Source organism: Herbaspirillum sp. GW103 (genome assembly GCF_000261365.1).
Classification (GTDB): domain Bacteria; phylum Pseudomonadota; class Gammaproteobacteria; order Burkholderiales; family Burkholderiaceae_D; genus Herbaspirillum.
This window is the reverse complement of sequence record NZ_AJVC01000006.1, coordinates 595,347-612,495: the sequence shown is the minus strand read 5'-3', so window position 1 is coordinate 612,495 and position 17,149 is coordinate 595,347. Positions and strand designations below refer to the sequence as shown.

At 62.8% G+C, this 17,149-nt stretch carries 16 protein-coding genes; 1 reads left to right on the top strand and 15 read right to left on the bottom strand.

The window, feature by feature from the left end; all coding sequences use genetic code 11:
* Window positions 1–11 precede the first annotated feature (11 nt).
* From GWL_RS21370 to GWL_RS21360, 3 genes are all read right to left on the bottom strand, one after another.
* Window positions 12–719 carry a TetR/AcrR family transcriptional regulator gene (locus GWL_RS21370; protein WP_008334346.1) on the bottom strand — a complete coding sequence of 236 codons (708 nt, stop codon included), beginning with the start codon at window positions 717–719 and terminating at the stop codon, window positions 12–14.
* A gap of 216 nt (window positions 720–935) precedes the next feature.
* On the bottom strand, window positions 936–1,397 hold the full coding sequence (locus GWL_RS21365) for a hypothetical protein (RefSeq protein ID WP_034351592.1): 462 nt from the start codon (window positions 1,395–1,397) through the stop codon (window positions 936–938).
* 94 nt (window positions 1,398–1,491) lie between these two features.
* The gene (locus tag GWL_RS21360) at window positions 1,492–1,866 is read right to left on the bottom strand and encodes an RNA-binding S4 domain-containing protein (RefSeq protein WP_008334342.1); all 375 of its coding nucleotides are present in this window, start codon (window positions 1,864–1,866) and stop codon (window positions 1,492–1,494) included.
* Window positions 1,867–2,460: 594 nt separating this feature from the next.
* Between GWL_RS21360 and GWL_RS23990 the strand changes: the two genes are divergently transcribed.
* Entirely contained in the window at window positions 2,461–2,919 is a 459-nt protein-coding gene (locus GWL_RS23990) for a hypothetical protein (protein WP_008334340.1), read from the top strand.
* A gap of 91 nt (window positions 2,920–3,010) precedes the next feature.
* Here GWL_RS23990 and GWL_RS21345 read toward each other — a convergent pair whose 3' ends face one another.
* The 12 genes from GWL_RS21345 to GWL_RS21290 all read right to left on the bottom strand — a co-directional run bounded on the left by GWL_RS21345 (window position 3,011) and on the right by GWL_RS21290 (window position 17,078).
* A complete protein-coding gene (locus tag GWL_RS21345; RefSeq protein ID WP_008334339.1) occupies window positions 3,011–4,186 on the bottom strand; it encodes an acetyl-CoA C-acetyltransferase in 1,176 nt (391 codons plus the stop codon).
* Window positions 4,187–4,322: 136 nt separating this feature from the next.
* Window positions 4,323–5,486, bottom strand: coding sequence for a phosphatidylserine/phosphatidylglycerophosphate/cardiolipin synthase family protein (locus GWL_RS21340; RefSeq protein WP_008334337.1), 1,164 nt, complete (start codon window positions 5,484–5,486; stop codon window positions 4,323–4,325).
* Window positions 5,487–5,488: 2 nt separating this feature from the next.
* Complete coding sequence (locus GWL_RS21335; RefSeq protein WP_008334335.1) at window positions 5,489–6,286, bottom strand: endonuclease/exonuclease/phosphatase family protein; 798 nt, start codon at window positions 6,284–6,286, stop codon at window positions 5,489–5,491.
* A gap of 53 nt (window positions 6,287–6,339) precedes the next feature.
* The gene (gene nudB, locus GWL_RS21330; protein WP_034351755.1) at window positions 6,340–6,843 is read right to left on the bottom strand and encodes a dihydroneopterin triphosphate diphosphatase; all 504 of its coding nucleotides are present in this window, start codon (window positions 6,841–6,843) and stop codon (window positions 6,340–6,342) included.
* 48 nt (window positions 6,844–6,891) lie between these two features.
* Window positions 6,892–7,797, bottom strand: a complete 906-nt coding sequence (locus tag GWL_RS21325) for a LysR substrate-binding domain-containing protein (RefSeq protein ID WP_008334333.1) — start codon at window positions 7,795–7,797, stop codon at window positions 6,892–6,894.
* A 120-nt stretch (window positions 7,798–7,917) separates the two neighbouring features.
* Window positions 7,918–9,147 carry an amidohydrolase family protein gene (locus GWL_RS21320; RefSeq protein ID WP_008334332.1) on the bottom strand — a complete coding sequence of 410 codons (1,230 nt, stop codon included), beginning with the start codon at window positions 9,145–9,147 and terminating at the stop codon, window positions 7,918–7,920.
* Window positions 9,148–9,155: 8 nt separating this feature from the next.
* Window positions 9,156–10,457 (bottom strand): MFS transporter, encoded by a 1,302-nt coding sequence (locus GWL_RS21315; protein WP_008334331.1) that lies wholly within the window; start codon window positions 10,455–10,457, stop codon window positions 9,156–9,158.
* Between the two features lie 247 nt (window positions 10,458–10,704).
* Complete coding sequence (gene aspS / locus GWL_RS21310) at window positions 10,705–12,510, bottom strand: aspartate--tRNA ligase (RefSeq protein ID WP_008334330.1); 1,806 nt, start codon at window positions 12,508–12,510, stop codon at window positions 10,705–10,707.
* 95 nt (window positions 12,511–12,605) lie between these two features.
* Window positions 12,606–13,241 (bottom strand): DUF502 domain-containing protein, encoded by a 636-nt coding sequence (locus GWL_RS21305; protein ID WP_008334322.1) that lies wholly within the window; start codon window positions 13,239–13,241, stop codon window positions 12,606–12,608.
* Between the two features lie 18 nt (window positions 13,242–13,259).
* On the bottom strand, window positions 13,260–13,616 hold the full coding sequence (locus GWL_RS21300; RefSeq protein WP_034351585.1) for an FmdB family zinc ribbon protein: 357 nt from the start codon (window positions 13,614–13,616) through the stop codon (window positions 13,260–13,262).
* Between the two features lie 178 nt (window positions 13,617–13,794).
* Window positions 13,795–15,189, bottom strand: a complete 1,395-nt coding sequence (otsA, locus tag GWL_RS21295) for an alpha,alpha-trehalose-phosphate synthase (UDP-forming) (RefSeq protein WP_008334317.1) — start codon at window positions 15,187–15,189, stop codon at window positions 13,795–13,797.
* Window positions 15,189–17,078 (bottom strand): glycoside hydrolase family 15 protein, encoded by a 1,890-nt coding sequence (locus tag GWL_RS21290; protein WP_008334315.1) that lies wholly within the window; start codon window positions 17,076–17,078, stop codon window positions 15,189–15,191. The genes otsA and GWL_RS21290 overlap by 1 nt, the downstream gene beginning before the upstream one ends.
* Between the last annotated feature and the right edge of the window lie 71 nt (window positions 17,079–17,149).

Below are 17,149 nucleotides of genomic sequence, written 5' to 3'. Positions count from 1 at the left end.
CTCCGGACGGGTTACGCTGCCTTCCTGGCAGCCGATTTGGAATTCTTGGACGTGGTCGCGCTGCCGCTCTTGCTGTGGCTGCCTTGCGGACGATAGCTGTCGATGAGGCGACGGAAGCTGGCCTCGGCACGTTCGACACTGCCTGGGATATGCAGGAAGCGCGCATCGTGATGCAGGGCCAGGATCAGGCCATACATTTCATAGACCATCTGGCTGACCTCGATGTCGGTGCGCAGGTGGCCGGCTTCCATGGCCTGCTTGATGCAGCGTTCCAGCGCATCGCGCCAGGCCTGGACCATGGCCACCAGATGATCGCGAATGGCGCCCGGGCGATCGTCGTACTCGACCGCACCGCTGATGTAGATGCAGCCCAGAGCGATTTCCACCGTGACCTGCTTGATCCAGCGCGCGAACATGCCTTCCAGGCGCGGCAGGCCGCGCGGCTCCTTGATGGAGGGATAGAACACATCCTGCTCGAAACGGTTGTGGTACAGGCGCACGACCTCGATCTGCAAATCCTCGCGCGAGCCGAAATGGGCGAAGACACCGGACTTGCTCATCTTCATCTTCTCGGCCAGCAGGCCGATGGTGAGCCCTTCCAGGCCATCGCGGCTGGCCAGCTCCAGCGCCACATCGAGGATGGCGGCGCGGGTCTGCTCGCCCTTGCGCAGGAACTTGGGCCGGGCGGGCGCGGTGGTCACCTTGCTTGTCTCAGTCATCGTTGTCTCTTTGATATCCGCCGCAGGCGGCGGCGGGAAGGAACCGGTTCGACGGGCGCGGCTCGGGGTCCGCTGTCTTGTGCCCTGATGGATTCGACATGAATTATTCTTCATGCAGAATTTATTCGAACGATCGTACTATTATTCATCGCGCCGCAAATGTCAAACAAAAAATCGGGCCGGCTTGCCGCAGGGATTTTTCCTGGCGGCAAGCCTTCAGGCGGACTCGGCAGGGGGACTGGCGCTGCCCAGCAGGTCATGGGCATCGAGCAGGGCGTAGACGATGGTGGGGTTGTTTTCCAGGCACTTGCGAATGGCCGCCGGGATGGTGTCGCGGGTCTTGCGGCACAGGCCGGGCTGCTCGGCCAGGTGGATCTGCAGGCCGCGCACGGTGCGCACTTCGTTGGGACCGGGGCTGATGTGCAGGTGGATGCCGAGGTTCTTGCGCATGAGGCTGCGCACGTGCAGCAGCTCGTCATAGGTGGCGATGCGGGTGATGCGTTCGATCAGGCGCTTTTCTTCTTCGCGGGTCAGCCACAGCACGCGAGCCTCGGGGGCGTGCAGGCATTCCAGCAAGGCTTCGCGCTGGCAGTCGCAGGCGCCGGGCGGGCACTCCTTGCGGAGCGGCCGCGTCACCGGAACGGGCTGCGTCGATTCGGAAGAAACCACCTGAGACATCTGCACCTTTGCACCTGGGTTGGAGAAAAGACGGGCCACAAAAACCGGTCCTCATCTTACAACGAGCCTGCGCTGCGGTGGCGCTGTCACCTGCTCAGGAGGAGGATCGGTCCAGCAGACGGCGGTCGCGCTTGGTCGGTCGCCCCTTGATCTCGGCCGAGGGTTCGCGGAAGAGACGATGACGCTCGGCCTGGGCGGCACGGCGCGCGATGCTCTTTTCGCTTTCCTGGTAGAGGGTCGCGGCAATGGCGGCCGAGCCACGCTTGTCGGCGATGCCGGTAACCAGCACCTCCCACTCGGTGGAACCGTTGTCGATGTCCAGGCGGTCGCCATTCCTGACGTTGTGGGCGGGCTTGGTGCGTTCGCCGTTGAGCTTGATGCGGCCGCGCTCCACGGCTTCGGTGGCCTGCGAACGCGTCTTGAAGAAGCGTGCAGCCCAGCACCATTTGTCGATGCGCGTTGTGTCCATGCTATTGGGGATGGGAGAGAAATGGTCTTGCGGTAATTATCGATATTTTTCTAAAAATATACACAAGAAAATCGGGAAACCTGGTCTTTATCGGGCTCATCGCTTTCCCTGTGGATCGGTGTACTTATGCTTTGCGGCTTGCTCAACCCGCCTTCATTGTTCCGGTACCCGCCATGACCGACGACCTCTCGACAGTCACGACGGCCTTCACCCAGGCCATCCTGACCCAGCAATATCGTCCCCTCCGATTGCGCTGGAGCCAGCGTGAAGCCCATTTCTCCCAACAACTGCTGGTGCAACGGGTAGAGCTGCGCGAAGCGCATCCTCCCCTACTGGGATGGCGACAAGCAAACCCTGATCGATGGCGCCAAGCCAGTCAAGACAACCTCACTGGCGGACATCAAACCTTCCCCTGCTTCACTGCGACAGGGCCGCGCTCATATCCCCGACGGCTTTGTCCTCCCCGACGAGCCGCAAGGTGGCCACCTGATCCAGCATCTGCACACCGATGCCATCATCAGCGGGTTTTGGCTAGCACAATTGGCCAAACCTTACACACCCAAGCAAGTGGCGTGGAATGCTGCACAGATACCCATGTACTACGCACAGGGCGAATCCTTCACACCCCCAGAAGACTTTACAAAAGAATCCGGCGTTCTTCGTTTCCACTATCTCGGCACGCCTGTTCCAAAACCACTGGCTGCACGGCATGTCCCTGACTGGCGGGTCCCGCAAGGCGTGCTGCGCGAGATCCCCGTCCCCTCACGCGAATTGCGCTCCAGCGGCTTGCTCCCGGCGCCTGCTACCGGCATCTGGCACGGCAGCATTGATTCCGCCCACCCCCTGTCCAAGGTCTTCAACCTATGGACGCGCCAGGCCTATGTCGAAGAAGGACAGCCTTTCCCGGATCCGCGTGATCGCGGTCTGGATATTTCTCCAAAAGATATTCAGTGGCAATGGCTGGATCAGGCGAATCAACCCCTGCCATCGGGGCGTAAAGACATCACCATCCGCAACTTCGATCCTCTGCATTCCGAAGAGCACGGACATTGAACTGTTGAGCAAGTCAGCATTGTCTTGCTCCAAAGAAAAACGCCGGCGATCAAGCCGGCGTTTCCTCATCACAACAAACCGAGTGGACGACTCAACGCTCCACCGCCAGCGCCACACCCATGCCACCACCGATACAGAGGCTGGCCAGACCCTTCTTGGCATCACGGCGCACCATCTCGTGCAGCAGCGTCACCAGCACGCGGCAACCCGAAGCGCCGATGGGGTGGCCCAGGGCAATGGCGCCACCGTTGACGTTGATCTTGCTGGTGTCCCAGCCCATCTGCTTGTTCACCGCAATGGCTTGCGCAGCAAAGGCTTCGTTGATCTCCATCAGGTCCAGATCCTGCGGGCTCCAGCCGGCCTTCTTCAGGGTCAGCTGGGAAGCCGGCACCGGGCCCATGCCCATGATGCTGGGGTCCAGGCCGGCCGAAGAGTAAGCCTTGATCCTGGCCAGCACCGGCAGGCCCAGTTCAGCGGCCAGCTTGGCCGAGGTGACCACCACCGCAGCGGCGCCATCATTGATGCCCGAAGCGTTGCCGGCCGTCACCGTACCCGCCTTGTCGAAGGCCGGACGCAGACCCGCCAGCGCTTCGGCGGTCACACCATGCTTGACGAATTCATCGGTATCGAAGACCACGGTTTCCTTCTTGCCCTTGATCTCGATGGGGACGATCTCATCCTTGAACTTGCCGGCCTTCTGCGCCGCTTCAGCCTTGTTCTGCGACGCGGCAGCGAAGGCGTCCTGCTCTTCACGGCTGATCTCGAACTTCTTGGCGACGTTCTCGGCGGTAATACCCATGTGATACTGGTTGTAGACGTCCCACAGACCGTCGACGATCATGGTATCGGTCAGCTTGGCATCACCCATGCGGAAGCCGTCACGGGAATTGTTCAGCACGTGCGGGGACGCACTCATGTTTTCCTGGCCGCCGGCGATGACGATCTGCGCATCGCCGCAACGGATGGCCTGGGCCGCCAGTTGCACGGCCTTCAGGCCGCTGCCGCAGACCTTGCCGACCACGAAGGCCGGGACCATGTCGGGAAGACCCGACTTGATGACCGACTGGCGCGCCGGGTTCTGGCCCAGGCCCGCCGTCAGCACCTGGCCGAGGATGACTTCACTGATGGCTTCGGGCTTGATGCCGGTCTTGGCCAGCAGGGCCTTGATGACTTGCGCACCCAGATCGGCCGCCGCAATCTTCGACAAGGACCCGCCGAATTTGCCGATCGCCGTTCTCTGTGCTGCGACAATGACCACATCATCCATAACTCGCTCCTTTTATTGAAAGTGCAGGAAGCCGCGTGCGGCCGCCCTTCGAAAACCGGGATGGTCATCTTATTCCATTTCAGCTGCGAAGGCGATATGGTGAATTTTCGGTAAATCAAACACCCGGCAAAAAGTCCTAAGCGTCTTTTCCCAGCGTAATGATGTGAATTACCGTGCGATAAAGGAGGAAGGCGGCACCATAGGCCGCGCGCTTGTACCACGGCACGTGCATGAAGTCCGACAGATGCACCACCCGCCCCCGTGCCACCCCGGCCTCGATCTCCTGGCGCAGATAGCCGGCAAAGGCCGGATCCTGCACCACCACGTTGGCCTCCTGGTTCACGAAGAGGGAAAGACCATCATAGTTGCTGGAGCCCACGGTGGCCCACCGGTCATCAACCACCGCAACCTTGGCATGCAGTTCGGTATGGGTGTATTCGACGATGCGCACCCCCGCGCGCAAGAGCTTGGGATAGAAGGAATGTGCCACCGCATCCTGCATCACGAACTGTCCCACACCCAGCAGCAAGGTCACCTTCACCCCGCGCATGGCGGCCTCTTCCAGCGCACGACGCATCTTGCGTCCCGGGGCGAAATAAGGATTGGCCAGGAACGCCGTCTCGCGTGCACGACCCAGAGCCTGCAGATAGGCACGCTGGATGGTGCGCCGGTTGCGGAAGTTGTCGCGCACCACCAGCGCGGCCTGGGTCTGGTCATGCACCGGCCCGGGATGACCATGGCGCAGACGCCTGAAGTTGCGCCAGCGCGCCTTGAGCTTCATGCGCCCCACACGCAACCATTGCGCCTGCACTTCATGATAGATGTCCTGTACCAGCGGACCGAGCACGCTCACGGCAAAATCCCAGCGCGGTGCCGGCAGGGGCCGGGCATGGTCACGGTCGGAGACCATGTCGTCATTGATGTTGAGGCCACCCACGAAGGCCACCTGCCGATCAACCACGCACAACTTGCGATGGCTGCGCGCTACGCCACGCCGGAACCACGGGTTGAAGGATCGATGCTGCACCCCCGCGGAGGTCAGCGCCAATCGCAATTTGTTAGTATTTTCCCGTCCTGTACCTAGCCAATCATTGATGACATAGACCACAACACCACGTTCGGCGGCCCTTTTCAGGGCGTCGCAGACCAGTACGCCTGTATCGTCAAGAGAAAAAATATAAGTTTCCAGGTAGATCTCAACGCATGCAGCGTCGATGGCGCTGATCAAGGCCGGATAGAAACCCGCGCCACTATGCAGCAGCGCAATCTGGTTGCCGTCGGTGAAGGCGAGATGACGCAAGATCAGGCCAAGTGAAGTTCGGTGACGATGGGTGCATGATCCGACAGGCGCGCCCAGGGGCCATCCTTCAAGACCTCTGCCGTCTCCACCCGGAAACCACGCACGTAGATGCGGTCCAGTCGCAGCCACGGCATCATGGCCGGAAAGGTGCGCGCCGGACGAATCGGGGCCGACAGGCCACCGAGCCGGCGCAAGCCCTGCATGACACCGCGCGACTTCGCTTGCGGCTGATCGAATACCTCGGTCACGCCCAGGTTGTGGTACAAGGTCCGGCTCAACTGGTTGGTCCAGTCATTGAAATCTCCCGCAATCAGCAGGGGCGCATCGGGCGGCGAGGAAGTGCTCACCGCCTGGATCAGCGCATCAATCTGGCGCCGCCTGCCCCCGGCGAACAAGCCCAGGTGGATCACGTAGCAATGCACCTCCACCCCTTCTACCGGCACCACGCAATGCAGGATGCCGCGTGACTCGTAGGCATGGTCGGATACATCCTGGTTGCGTACGGAAGCGATTTCGAAGCGCGAGATCAGGGCATTGCCATGGTGGCCATGGTCATAGACAGCGTTCATGCCGTAGGCGGCATGATGCGTGTCGCCAGCCAGGTATTCGTGCTGTCCCTGCTGCGGCCAGTTGGAGGCATGGCGCAGGGCGTTGAGATCATGGCGGCCCTGTACTTCCTGCAGGAACAGGATGTCCGGATCCAGTTGTGCCAGCGCCTGCTTCAACGCCAGGATGCGCGGGCGGCCAGCGAAGGATGTCACGCCCTTGTGGATGTTGTATGTGGCAACGCGCAGCTTCATCGATGCAGCCTTTCTCTTGTTCTTGTCCGGCGCCGTCCTGGCGCAAGGCCGTGCTATGGGGCGAGGTAGCGCGGCAACTGCAGGATCGCCTCGGCATTGGAAGGCGAGAAACAGCGGTCGGCCGCTTCGCGATACGGCAGCCACACATGGCGGGTGTGCTCGCGCGGGGCCAGCGTCACGGGAATGTCGCGCGGCACCAGGAGGCCAAAGACGTGCTCGGTATTCTTGGTCACGCCGGGCGCATAACGATGCCGCCAGACGGGATAGATTTCATAAATGTTGGAAAGTTGCCAGTCGCGCAGGTGCGAGCGCGGCACACGGTTTCCGTCACCCGGCATCGAGTCTACGCCGCCATCGCTGACCACGATGCCGGTTTCTTCCTCGACTTCGCGTCGGGCGGTCTCCGACAAGGGCTCATCGAGGCTGTCCTTGGAACCGGTAACCGATTGCCAGAAGCCGGGCTGGTCAGCGCGTTCGATCAGCAGCACATGCTGGTCGGCGCTGTGGATCACCACCAGCACCGATTCGGGAATCTTGTAGGGCTTGGCTTGCGTCATGGCCTGTCCGTGATGCGGGAAAGGCTCCATTGTATCGGGACGGCCGTTTCAGAGCAGCGAAGCCTCGCTCTGGGCGACCAGCCAGCTGCGAAAGGCCCGTGCAGCCGCGTGTTCGATACGGTCGCGCGGCCACACGGCGTAATAGCCGCCGCCCAGGCTGGCGCTGGCCGCACAGGCAGGTACCAGCAGCCCCTGCTGTATGCAGGCATCGATCATGTGGCGCCAGGCCAGCACGATGCCCTGCCCTTCCATGGCCAGTTGCAGCAGCACGGGATATTGATTGGACAGGATCTGGTGCTCGATGCGTGCATCCGGCACTTCATTGTGTGCCATCCAGTTCTGCCAGGACATCCATTGCCGCTGCCCGTCTTCCAGCATCAGCAGGGTCTCGTGGCGCAGATCGGCCGGGGTCAGGGTACGGCCGCGCAGATAGGCCGGGGAACAGACCGGAAATACTTCTTCGTCATACAGCCGGCGCACCGCCATACCGGAGGGCGGACCATCGCGCAGGAAATAGATGCCCATGTCGAAATCGGTTTCTGAGAGCTGGGCCAGGCTGTCGTTGACGATCAGGCGCAGGTGGCAATCCGGATGCAGAGCACGAAAACGTGCCAGGCGCGGCGTGAGCCACAGTACGGCCACGCCTTGCGAACAGGCCACCGTCAGTTCCTGGTGGCCTTTGCGTTTCATGATGTCTTCGGTGGCTTCGGCGCAATCGACCAGCAGGCGCTGCACCAGCGCCGCGTAACGTTGGCCGCTGACGGTCAGGCGCAAGGCGCGCGGCTCGCGCAGGAACAGCTTCTTGCCCAGAAAGCGTTCCAGCTGGGCGATCTGGCGGCTGATGGCGCTTTGCGTCAGGTGCAGTTCGGCAGCGGCGCGGGTGAAGCTGCCATGGCGCATGGCGGCTTCAAACGCGATCAGCGAAGGCAGTGGGGGAAGTGGCGATATACGCATGGTCGGCGCTCCAGCTCGAAAGGTCTCATCCAGATCGAGATGGTAGAGCGAAAAGCATGCCCGCCGCAGCTTTCCTGTTGCAGAGGGAAAGCGGCGGCGGCGGGGACGCAGTGCCGCAGATCAGCGAGTGCGGTGGATGTGGCCGGCCTGCATGACCAGCGACAGGTGCTCGCCCTGCCCGGTCAGCAGCGTGATGTCCTGCAGCGGGTTGCCATCGACCACGATCAGGTCGGCCAGGGCGCCGCTACGCACGGTGCCCAGTTCGCCTTCGCGCTGGAGGATGGCGGCGGCGATCGAGGTCGCCGAGCGGATGGTTTCCAGGTTGCCGAGGATCTCTGCGCGGATCAGGAATTCGGTCGACTGGTCCTGGTGCATCTCGCCCAGCAGGTCCGAGCCGAAGCCCATCTGCACGCCGTGCTCGGCATAGATGCGCAGCGAGTCGCGGCCAGCCTGGCGCACCGATTCGATCTTGGCCACCGAGTCCGGCGGCAAACCCAGGCGGGCACCGTCGCGGGCCAGCGAGTCGTAGGTCACCAGCGTGGGCACCACGAAGGCGCCGTGCTCGCGCATGACGCGCGCAGCCTCGGCATCGACCAGGTTGCCGTGCTCGATGGTGCGCACGCCACAGCGCACGGCGCGGGCAATGGCGCGGCCGGTGTAGGCATGGGCCATCACGTAGGTCTGCGCGGCTTCGGCCTCGGCCACGATGGCGCGGATTTCATCTTCGCTGTATTGCGTATTGCCGATGGGATCGGTTGGCGAGGCGACGCCACCGGAGGCCATGATCTTGATCTGGGTGGCGCCCTTCTGCAATTCCTCGCGCGCGGCCAAGCGTACCGCATCCACCCCATCGACCACCCGTGCAATGGCACCGGCGCGGAAGGCGCAGGAGCACGGCTCCAGCACGTCGGAACGCGGGCGGAAATCGCCATGGCCACCGGTCTGCGAGAGCGCCTTGCCCGACGGGAAGATGCGCGGACCCGGCACCAGGCCGATGGCGATGGCTTGCGCCAGGCCCCAGTCGGCACCGCCGGCATCGCGCACACTGGTGAAGCCGCGGTTCAACATGGCTTCGACGATGGGCAAGGCACGGATCGAGGTCAGCGAGCCGGGTTGCAAGGCATTCAGGCCCAGGTTGGCCAGCGAAGCCAGCACGTGGACGTGGCAGTCGATCAGGCCGGGCATGACGGTCTTGCCGCTCACGTCGATCACGCGCGCGCCGCTCACCTCCAGCGGGGTGGAGGAAACTTCGGTAATACGGTCTTTTTCGATCAGGACATCATGGCGCGGAAACAGGCTGCCCAGCGCCGGATCGAGGACGTTGCCGCCCTTGAGGAGAATCTTGGTCATGTCGGAAATCAGGTTTGTTGCAGGTACTGCGGCTCACGCACGAAGCGGGTGCCGACGAAGCTGATGGCAGCGGCGATCATCACGTAGAAGGCCGGGGCCATGGTGCTGCCGGTGGCGGCGATGAGCCAGGTGATGAAGAAGGAGGCGAAGCCGCCGAAGATGGTCACGGCCAGGTTGTAGGCCACCGACAACCCGGTCGAGAGCACCTTGGCCGGGAACAGTTCGGAGAACGCCGCCAGGATGGGACCGGTATAGGCCGCAATCAGGGTACCGAAGACCAGCTGGAAGATCAGCAGCGTCGACAGGCTGGGCGCGCTGTTGATGTAGGCAAACATGGGATAGGCCAGTACCAGGATCAGCGCAGCCGAGCCGGAGAGCAGCGGACGGCGTCCGATGCGGTCAGCCAGGCGTCCGACGATGGGTGCCAGCACCATGATGCAGAGCCCGCCCACCATGCCGGCGATGAACCCGGTCGTCTGCGGCAGCTTCAGGACCTTGACCGAGTAGGTCGGCATGTAGAACAGCAGAACATAGGTACAGACCGTCCACAGGATCACCATGGAAAAACTGGCCGAGGTCTCGCGCGGGAAGTTGCGGATCACGTCCTTCAAGGGCGAATCGGTCTTGTCCTTTTCTTCGAGGAAGGTCGGGGTCTCTTCAAGGTGGTTGCGGATGTAGTATCCGACCGGGCCGATCACGATGCCCAGCAGGAAAGGCAGGCGCCAGCCCCAGCTGGCCAGTGCCTGTGCATCCAGGCTGGCGGTAACGAAGGTACCCACCGCCGCACCCAGCAGCACGGCCACGCCGATGCTGGCCTGAATCCAGCTGGAGTAATAGGCGCGTTCACGCTCGGGGGCATATTCGGTCAGGAAGGCGGTGGCGCTACCCATTTCGCCACCGGCCGAGAAGCCTTGCAGCAGCCGCGCCAGAACGATGATGAGCGGCGCAAACAGGCCCACGCTGTCATAAGTCGGCGCCAGGCCGATCATGGTGGTGCCCACGGCCATGAGCAGGATGGTGACCGACAGCGCGGCCTTGCGCCCCACGCGGTCGGCGTAGATGCCCAGCAGGATGCCGCCCACCGGGCGCATGAAGAAACCGACACCGAAGGTGGCCACCGCCAGCAACAGCGAGGTCAGGTCATTGCCGGTGGGGAAAAACAGCTTGGCGATGATCACCGCGAAGAAACTGTAGACGGTGAAATCGAACCATTCGAGACCATTGCCGATCACGGTCGCAATGATCGCGCGGCGGCGCTGGTGATTGGTCACCAGCGCAATCCCGTCGGCTGGTAATGTCGTTGTTTGCATGCTCTCCCCTCATGTCGGACGTTGAATGTTCGGCCGATGATAGGGTCAGCAAGGGGCAGGCGGAAATGATATCTGTGCATGCAGCCATGCTCTGGGCGCATGCGTCGGCAAATGATTTAGTGAATTATGCGATTAATTATTTATATTATTTAAACCATTATTCGAGGCACCGGAGAAAATGAAAAAAGCGCGTGCATTTCTGCACGCGCTTTTTTCGATGGGCTTATCGAGAAAATCGATAAGACGATCAGGCCTTCACTGCCGGCTCGGTATTGCGCAGGCGGATGTGCAGCTCGCGCAGCTGCTTCTCGTCCACTTCCGAAGGGGCGTGGGTCAGCAGGCACTGGGCGCGCTGGGTCTTGGGGAAGGCGATCACGTCGCGGATCGATTCGGCTCCGGCCATCATGGTGACCAGGCGGTCCAGGCCGAAGGCGATGCCGCCGTGCGGGGGCGCGCCGTATTGCAGGGCGTCCAGCAGGAAGCCGAACTTCAGGCGGGCTTCCTCGTCATCGATCTTCAGGGCACGGAACACCTTGCTCTGCACGTCGGCGCGGTGGATACGGACCGAACCGCCGCCCAGTTCCCAACCGTTCAACACCATGTCGTAGGCCTTGGCGATGGCCGCACCCGGGTTGGTCGAGATGAAGTCTTCGTGGCCATCCTTGGGCGAGGTGAACGGGTGGTGCAGGGCGACCCAGCGCTGGCCGTCTTCGTCGTATTCGAACATGGGGAAGTCGACCACCCACAGCGGACGCCATCCGTCGTCGAACAGGCCGTTCTTCTTGCCGAATTCGCTGTGGCCGATCTTCACGCGCAGCGCGCCGATGGCGTCGTTGACCACCTTGGCCTTGTCGGCACCGAAGAAGATCAGGTCGCCGTCTTGTGCGCCGGTCTTCTCGATGATGGCGTTCAGGGCCGCATCGTGGATGTTCTTGACGATGGGCGACTGCAGGCCGTCACGACCCTTGGCCTTTTCATTGACCTTGATGTAGGCCAGGCCCTTGGCGCCGTAGATGGCGACGAACTGGGTGTAGGCGTCGATTTCCGAACGCGGCATTTCCGCACCGCCCGGCACGCGCAGGCCGACCACGCGGCCGCCTTCGCTGTTGGCAGCGCCCGAGAAGACCTTGAAGTCCACGTCCTTCATGACATCGGTCAGCTCGGTGAATTCCAGCTTGACGCGCATGTCCGGCTTGTCCGAACCATACATGCCCATGGCGGTGGCGAAGTCCATCACCGGGAACGGGTTCGGCAGGTCGATGTCCAGCGCGTTCTTGAAGACCAGGCGGATCATGCCTTCGAACAGGTCACGGATTTCCTGTTCGTTGAGGAAGGAAGTTTCGCAGTCGATCTGGGTGAATTCGGGCTGGCGGTCAGCGCGCAGGTCTTCGTCGCGGAAGCACTTGGTGATCTGGTAGTAGCGGTCGAAGTTGGCCACCATCAGCAGCTGCTTGAACAGCTGGGGCGACTGCGGCAGGGCGAAGAATTCACCGGCGTTCACGCGCGAGGGCACCAGGTAGTCGCGGGCGCCTTCCGGGGTGGACTTGGTCAGCATCGGGGTTTCGATGTCGATGAAGCCTTGCGCATCCAGGAACTTGCGCACTTCCATGGCCACCTTGTAGCGCAGGCGCAGGTTGTTCTGCATCTGCGGACGACGCAGGTCCAGCACGCGGTGGGTCAGGCGGGTGGTTTCGGACAGGCTGTCGTCATCGAGCTGGAACGGCGGCGTCACCGACGGGTTCAGCACTTCCAGTTCGTGGCACAGCACTTCGATCTTGCCCGACTTCAGGTTGGCGTTGGTGGTGCCTTCCGGACGGTTGCGCACGAGACCGGTGATGCGCAGGCAGAACTCGTTGCGCACCGATTCGGCGTTCTTGAAGACATCCGCGCGATCCGGATCGCAGACCACCTGGACCAGGCCTTCACGGTCGCGCAGGTCGATGAAGATCACGCCGCCGTGATCGCGGCGACGGTGCACCCAGCCGCACAGGCTGACGGTTTGGCCGAGCAGTGCCTCGGTAGTGAGGCCACAGTATTGGGTTCGCATGGACATGGTTGTGATTCCGTTGACAGTGTTCTTGTTGAATTCGAAAGAGAAGACGCTAAGGGCGAAGGCGGGGCTGGCCGGGCAAGGAGCCGGCCGCCCCCTCAATTCTTCGGCGCCGCCGCGTCGGTGATGATTTTCTTGTCGGTGGCCATCTCGGGGGCGACCACGCCCATGGAGACGATGTACTTCAGGGCTGCATCCACCGACATGTCGAGCTCGATGGCATCGGCACGCGGCAGCATCAGGAAGAAACCGGAAGTCGGGTTGGGCGTGGTGGGCACATACACGCTGATGAAGTCGCCCTGCAGATGGTTCTTGACTTCACCACCCGGCGCGCCGGTCAGGAAGGCGATGGTCCACGACCCCTGGCGCGGGTACTGGATCAGCACGGCCTTGCGGAAGGCGTTGCCGGAGGGCGAGAACAGCGTATCGGAGACCTGCTTGACGCTGGAGTAGATCGACTTCACCACCGGGATGCGGGTCAGCATGCCTTCCCACAAGAGGACCAGGCGGCGACCGATGAAGTTGCGCGCGGCCAGGCCCGTGAGGAACACGATGAGCAAGGTCAGGATCGCGCCCAGGCCCGGGATGTTGTGGCCCAGCCAGTGCGCCGGCCGCCAGGCCTCCGGCAACAGCAGCAGCGACTGGTCCATGGTACTGATGATCAGGTTCAGCACCCACAGCGTGATGGCCAGGGGAACCAGGATCAGCAGACCCGTGATGAAGTATTTGCGCATGGGGGAAGGATGGCCTCGTTAGCTGGCGCTGGGGGTGGAGGGCGCCGCCGCAGGGGCCGCGGCAGGTGCAGGTGCCGGGGCCGCAGCAGCTGGCGCCGCAGCAGCGGGAGCATCCGCAGCAGGGGCCGGGGCGTCGGCGGAACCGGCGATGCCGGTGCCATTGGCACCCTTGCTGTTGGCCGAGCCACTGCCATTGCCCCGGAAATCGGTCACATACCAGCCCGAACCCTTCAACTGGAAGCCGGCCGCAGTCAACTGCTTGCGGAAACTGTCCTGGTGGCAGGAGGGGCAAACGGTCAACGCATCGTCAGAGATCTTCTGCAAAACATCCTTGGCAAAACCACACGCTTGGCAGCGATACGCGTAAATGGGCATGAAAACTCCGCAAAAAACTTCCAAAACCCTGAATTATAAAGGCTTTTGGCGGAGTTTTACTGAACCTGCCCGCGCGGGCGATGCGCTGACGCGACGGCCTGTACCGCCGCACCCGGCAAATATTTGCTTTTTGGAAATTTTATTCACCACCCTGCCCGGCCGGCGCTGCCTTTGCGGCTCAACTCTCCACCGGAGCGGCACGGCTGCTGCGCAGGGTGTCGAGAAATTCACTACACCACCAATGGACGTCAAACCGGCGGATGTTCTCCATCAGCGCGGCGTGGCGCTCGCGCCGTTCGCTCTGCGACATCTGCAGGGCCTGCTGAATCACCTGGGCGGCACCATGGGTGTCGTAGGGGTTGATGATGAGCGCCTGTTTCATCTGCTCGGCGGCCCCCGCAAAGCGCGACAGCACCAGCACGCCCGGATCGTCCGGATCCTGGGCGGCGACGAATTCCTTGGCCACCAGATTCATGCCATCGCGCAGGGGCGTGACCAGGGCCACGGCGCAGGCCCGGTACAGCCCGGGCAGGCGGCGGCGCGCCACGGTGCGGTGGATGTAGCGGATCGGCATCCAGTCGAAGTCGCCGAAGTCGCCATTGATGGAACCGCACAGGCTTTCCAGCTCGCGCTGGATGTCGCCGTAGGCTTCCACGTCCTCGCGGCTGGGTGAGGCAATCTGCAGGAGCGTAGCGCTGTGGCGGTTCTCCGGATACAGGCGCAGCAACTCGCGGAAGGCGCGGATGCGCTGCGGCAGGCCCTTGGAGTAATCCAGCCGGTCCACGCCGATCAGCAGGCGCCGGCGCGAATACTCGGCCTTGGTACTTTCATAGGTATCGCGCGCCTCCTTGGCCTGACCCAGGCGCTGGAACTCGGCCACATCGATGCCGATCGGGAAGGCATTGGCATGCACCGTGCGGTTGAAGGCGCGGAACTGGTTGGGACCGACCGGCTCGGCCGTGGCTTCAGCCTGCACGTACTGGGCGAAGTGCTGCAGGTCGGCGTGGTTCTGGAAGCCCACCAGATCGTAGGCAAACAGTGCGCGCATGAGCCATTCATGCGAAGGGATGGCGGTGAGGATGGGCGGCGGCGGCAGCGGGATGTGCAGGAAGAAACCAATGCGCGCCTCGCAGCCCATGGCGCGCAGTTCGGCGGCCAGCGGGATGAGGTGGTAATCGTGGATCCAGACGATGTCATCGCGCTTCAACAGCGGAAACAATTTACGCGCGAAGAGCTGATTGACGCGGCGATAACCGCCCAGGTGGCCAGCCTCGAAATGCGCGAGATCGAGGCGATAGTGGAACACCGGCCACAGCACGCCATTGGCATAGCCGCGATAGTAGGCGTCATGGTCTTCCTGCGACAGATCGAGTTCGGCCAGGGTCACGGGACCGGCCTGGTTGACGCGCAGCTCACCCTCGCCGGGCGTGCCGTTCTCGATGACCTTGCCGCTCCAGCCGAACCAGAGTCCGCCGGTCTTCTTGAGGGTTTCGCCCAGGGCAACGGCCAGACCGCCCGCAGCAGGCTTGCGTGGATCGGCAAGGCGATTGGAAACAACGACGAGTCTGGCCATCAGATTACCGCCTCCCACGATGCCGACAGGCGCATCGCACAGTTGATGATGCCCACCATCGAATAGGTCTGCGGGAAGTTGCCCCACATCTGGCGCGTGACCGGATGCGTGTCCTCGGACAGCAGGCCCAGGTGGTTGCGGGCATCCAGCATGGCCTGGAAGATCTCGCGCGCCTGCTCCTTGCGGCCGATGCGCGCCAGCGCGTCGATGCGCCAGAAGGTGCAGATGTTGAACGCGGTCTCGGGACGGCCGAAGTCGTCCGGAGCCTCGTAGCGGCGCATGTAGGGGCCATCGCAGAGCGATTTCTCCAGCGCTTCCACGGTGGAGATGAAGCGCGGATCGGTAGGCGAAATCAGGCCCACTTCCACCATCAGCAACACGCTGGCATCCAGGTCGCGGCCGCCGAAGCTTTCGGCATAGGCCTGGCGTTGCTCGTTCCAGGCTTCGCTGAGGATGCGCTCGCCGATTTCCTTGGCCCGGTCGCCCCAGTAGCGGGCACGCTCGGGCAGGTCGACGCGCGCAGCGATCTTGGCCAGGCGGTCACAGGCGGCCCAGCTCATCAGTGCCGACGAGGTATGGATGCGCGAGCGCGTACGCAACTCCCACATGCCGGCATCGGGCTGGTTGTAGACCTCGTAGGCGCGTTCGCCTACGGCTTCCAGATGCTGGAAGTGCTCGGCGCCGGCGCGATGATGCAGGCGCATGTCGTGGAAGGCCTGCGCCGCACCCAGCACGATGTTGCCGTAGACGTCATGCTGGAAATGCTCGTAAGCCTGGTTGCCCACGCGCACCGGCTGGTGGTGCTGGTAACCCGGCAGGTGGCCGAGGATCTGCTCGGGCAGCGCCTCTTCCAGGCCGATGCCATACAGGGGCTGCACATGGCCGCCACCGGAACGCACCACCACATTGGTCAGCCAGCGCAGGTAGTCCTCCATGGTGCCCAGTTCGGAGAGACTGTTGAGGGCACGCACCACGAAGAAAGCGTCACGCAGCCAGCAATAACGGTAGTCCCAGTTGCGCTGGCTGCCCGGTGCTTCGGGCACGCTGGTGGTCATGGCGGCAATGATGGCGCCGGTATCTTCATACACCGACAATTTCAGGGTGATGGCGGCACGGATGACCGCGTCCTGCCACTCCAGCGGGGTGGCCAGGGCACGGCTCCAGTTGCGCCAGTAGGCGGTGGTTTCCTGTTCGAAATCGCGGGCGGTATCGTTGATGCCGCCATGCAGAGTTTCATCCGGGCCGAGAATGAAGTTGTACGGGCGGCTGACCACGAAGGCGGTCTCGTCGACGATGTAGCTGATGGGCGCATCGGTATTGAGGCGCAGGGTCTGCTCCTGGCCGACATAGCGGATATGGTTGCTGCCGCGTGTCTGCGGCGGCACTTCGCGGCCCCAGTCGAACTTCGGACGCAGTACCACGCGCATGCGCGGTGCCCCCGAAAGCGGATGGATGCGGCGTACCAGTTGCAGCGGACGGAAGAAACGACCACGGCTCTGGAAGCGCGGCGCCAGGTCGGTGATCTCGATGCCCTGCCCCAGCGTGTCGTAGAGGCGGGTGCGCAGCACCGCAGTATTGGGTTCATACCACTGCTCGCTGTGGGAGAAATTCTCCAGCTGGAAAGACCACAGTGCGCCATTGTCGGTGGGATCGAGCAGGGCATTGAAGACCGGATCGCCGTCGAAGCGCGGCAGGCAGCACCAGACGATGCGACCCATCTTGTCCACCAGGGCCGAGAAGGCGCAATTGCCGATCACGCCCAGCTCCAGCGAAGAGGTCGAGGGCAGATCATGGGCCTGGGCGGCCAGATGCGGTTGTTCGGAATGCTGCGTCTGGGAGTGCGGCTGCGGTTGCGACTCTTGCCGCGGATCGGGACTGGGCTGGCTCATGGTTCCTCGTGCTCTGTTCTGTGGATCAGATTTCTTGATGGAAGGCGATGTGCTGCGGGGGCCGGCAGGCA

Excerpts from the sequence above, each read along its gene's own strand:
- GWL_RS23990 (WP_008334340.1), top strand. The coding sequence starts at position 2,461 with ATGTACTACGCACAGGGCGAATCCTTCACACCCCCAGAAGACTTTACA.
- GWL_RS21300 (WP_034351585.1), bottom strand. The coding sequence starts at position 13,616 with ATGCCCATTTACGCGTATCGCTGCCAAGCGTGTGGTTTTGCCAAGGAT.
- GWL_RS21370 (WP_008334346.1), bottom strand. The coding sequence starts at position 719 with ATGACTGAGACAAGCAAGGTGACCACCGCGCCCGCCCGGCCCAAGTTC.
- GWL_RS21335 (WP_008334335.1), bottom strand. The coding sequence starts at position 6,286 with ATGAAGCTGCGCGTTGCCACATACAACATCCACAAGGGCGTGACATCC.
- GWL_RS21360 (WP_008334342.1), bottom strand. The coding sequence starts at position 1,866 with ATGGACACAACGCGCATCGACAAATGGTGCTGGGCTGCACGCTTCTTC.
- GWL_RS21325 (WP_008334333.1), bottom strand. The coding sequence starts at position 7,797 with ATGCGTATATCGCCACTTCCCCCACTGCCTTCGCTGATCGCGTTTGAA.
- nudB (WP_034351755.1), bottom strand. The coding sequence starts at position 6,843 with ATGACGCAAGCCAAGCCCTACAAGATTCCCGAATCGGTGCTGGTGGTG.
- GWL_RS21320 (WP_008334332.1), bottom strand. The coding sequence starts at position 9,147 with ATGACCAAGATTCTCCTCAAGGGCGGCAACGTCCTCGATCCGGCGCTG.
- GWL_RS21315 (WP_008334331.1), bottom strand. The coding sequence starts at position 10,457 with ATGCAAACAACGACATTACCAGCCGACGGGATTGCGCTGGTGACCAAT.
- GWL_RS21345 (WP_008334339.1), bottom strand. The coding sequence starts at position 4,186 with ATGGATGATGTGGTCATTGTCGCAGCACAGAGAACGGCGATCGGCAAA.
- otsA (WP_008334317.1), bottom strand. The coding sequence starts at position 15,189 with ATGGCCAGACTCGTCGTTGTTTCCAATCGCCTTGCCGATCCACGCAAG.
- aspS (WP_008334330.1), bottom strand. The coding sequence starts at position 12,510 with ATGTCCATGCGAACCCAATACTGTGGCCTCACTACCGAGGCACTGCTC.
- GWL_RS21290 (WP_008334315.1), bottom strand. The coding sequence starts at position 17,078 with ATGAGCCAGCCCAGTCCCGATCCGCGGCAAGAGTCGCAACCGCAGCCG.
- GWL_RS21365 (WP_034351592.1), bottom strand. The coding sequence starts at position 1,397 with ATGTCTCAGGTGGTTTCTTCCGAATCGACGCAGCCCGTTCCGGTGACG.
- GWL_RS21305 (WP_008334322.1), bottom strand. The coding sequence starts at position 13,241 with ATGCGCAAATACTTCATCACGGGTCTGCTGATCCTGGTTCCCCTGGCC.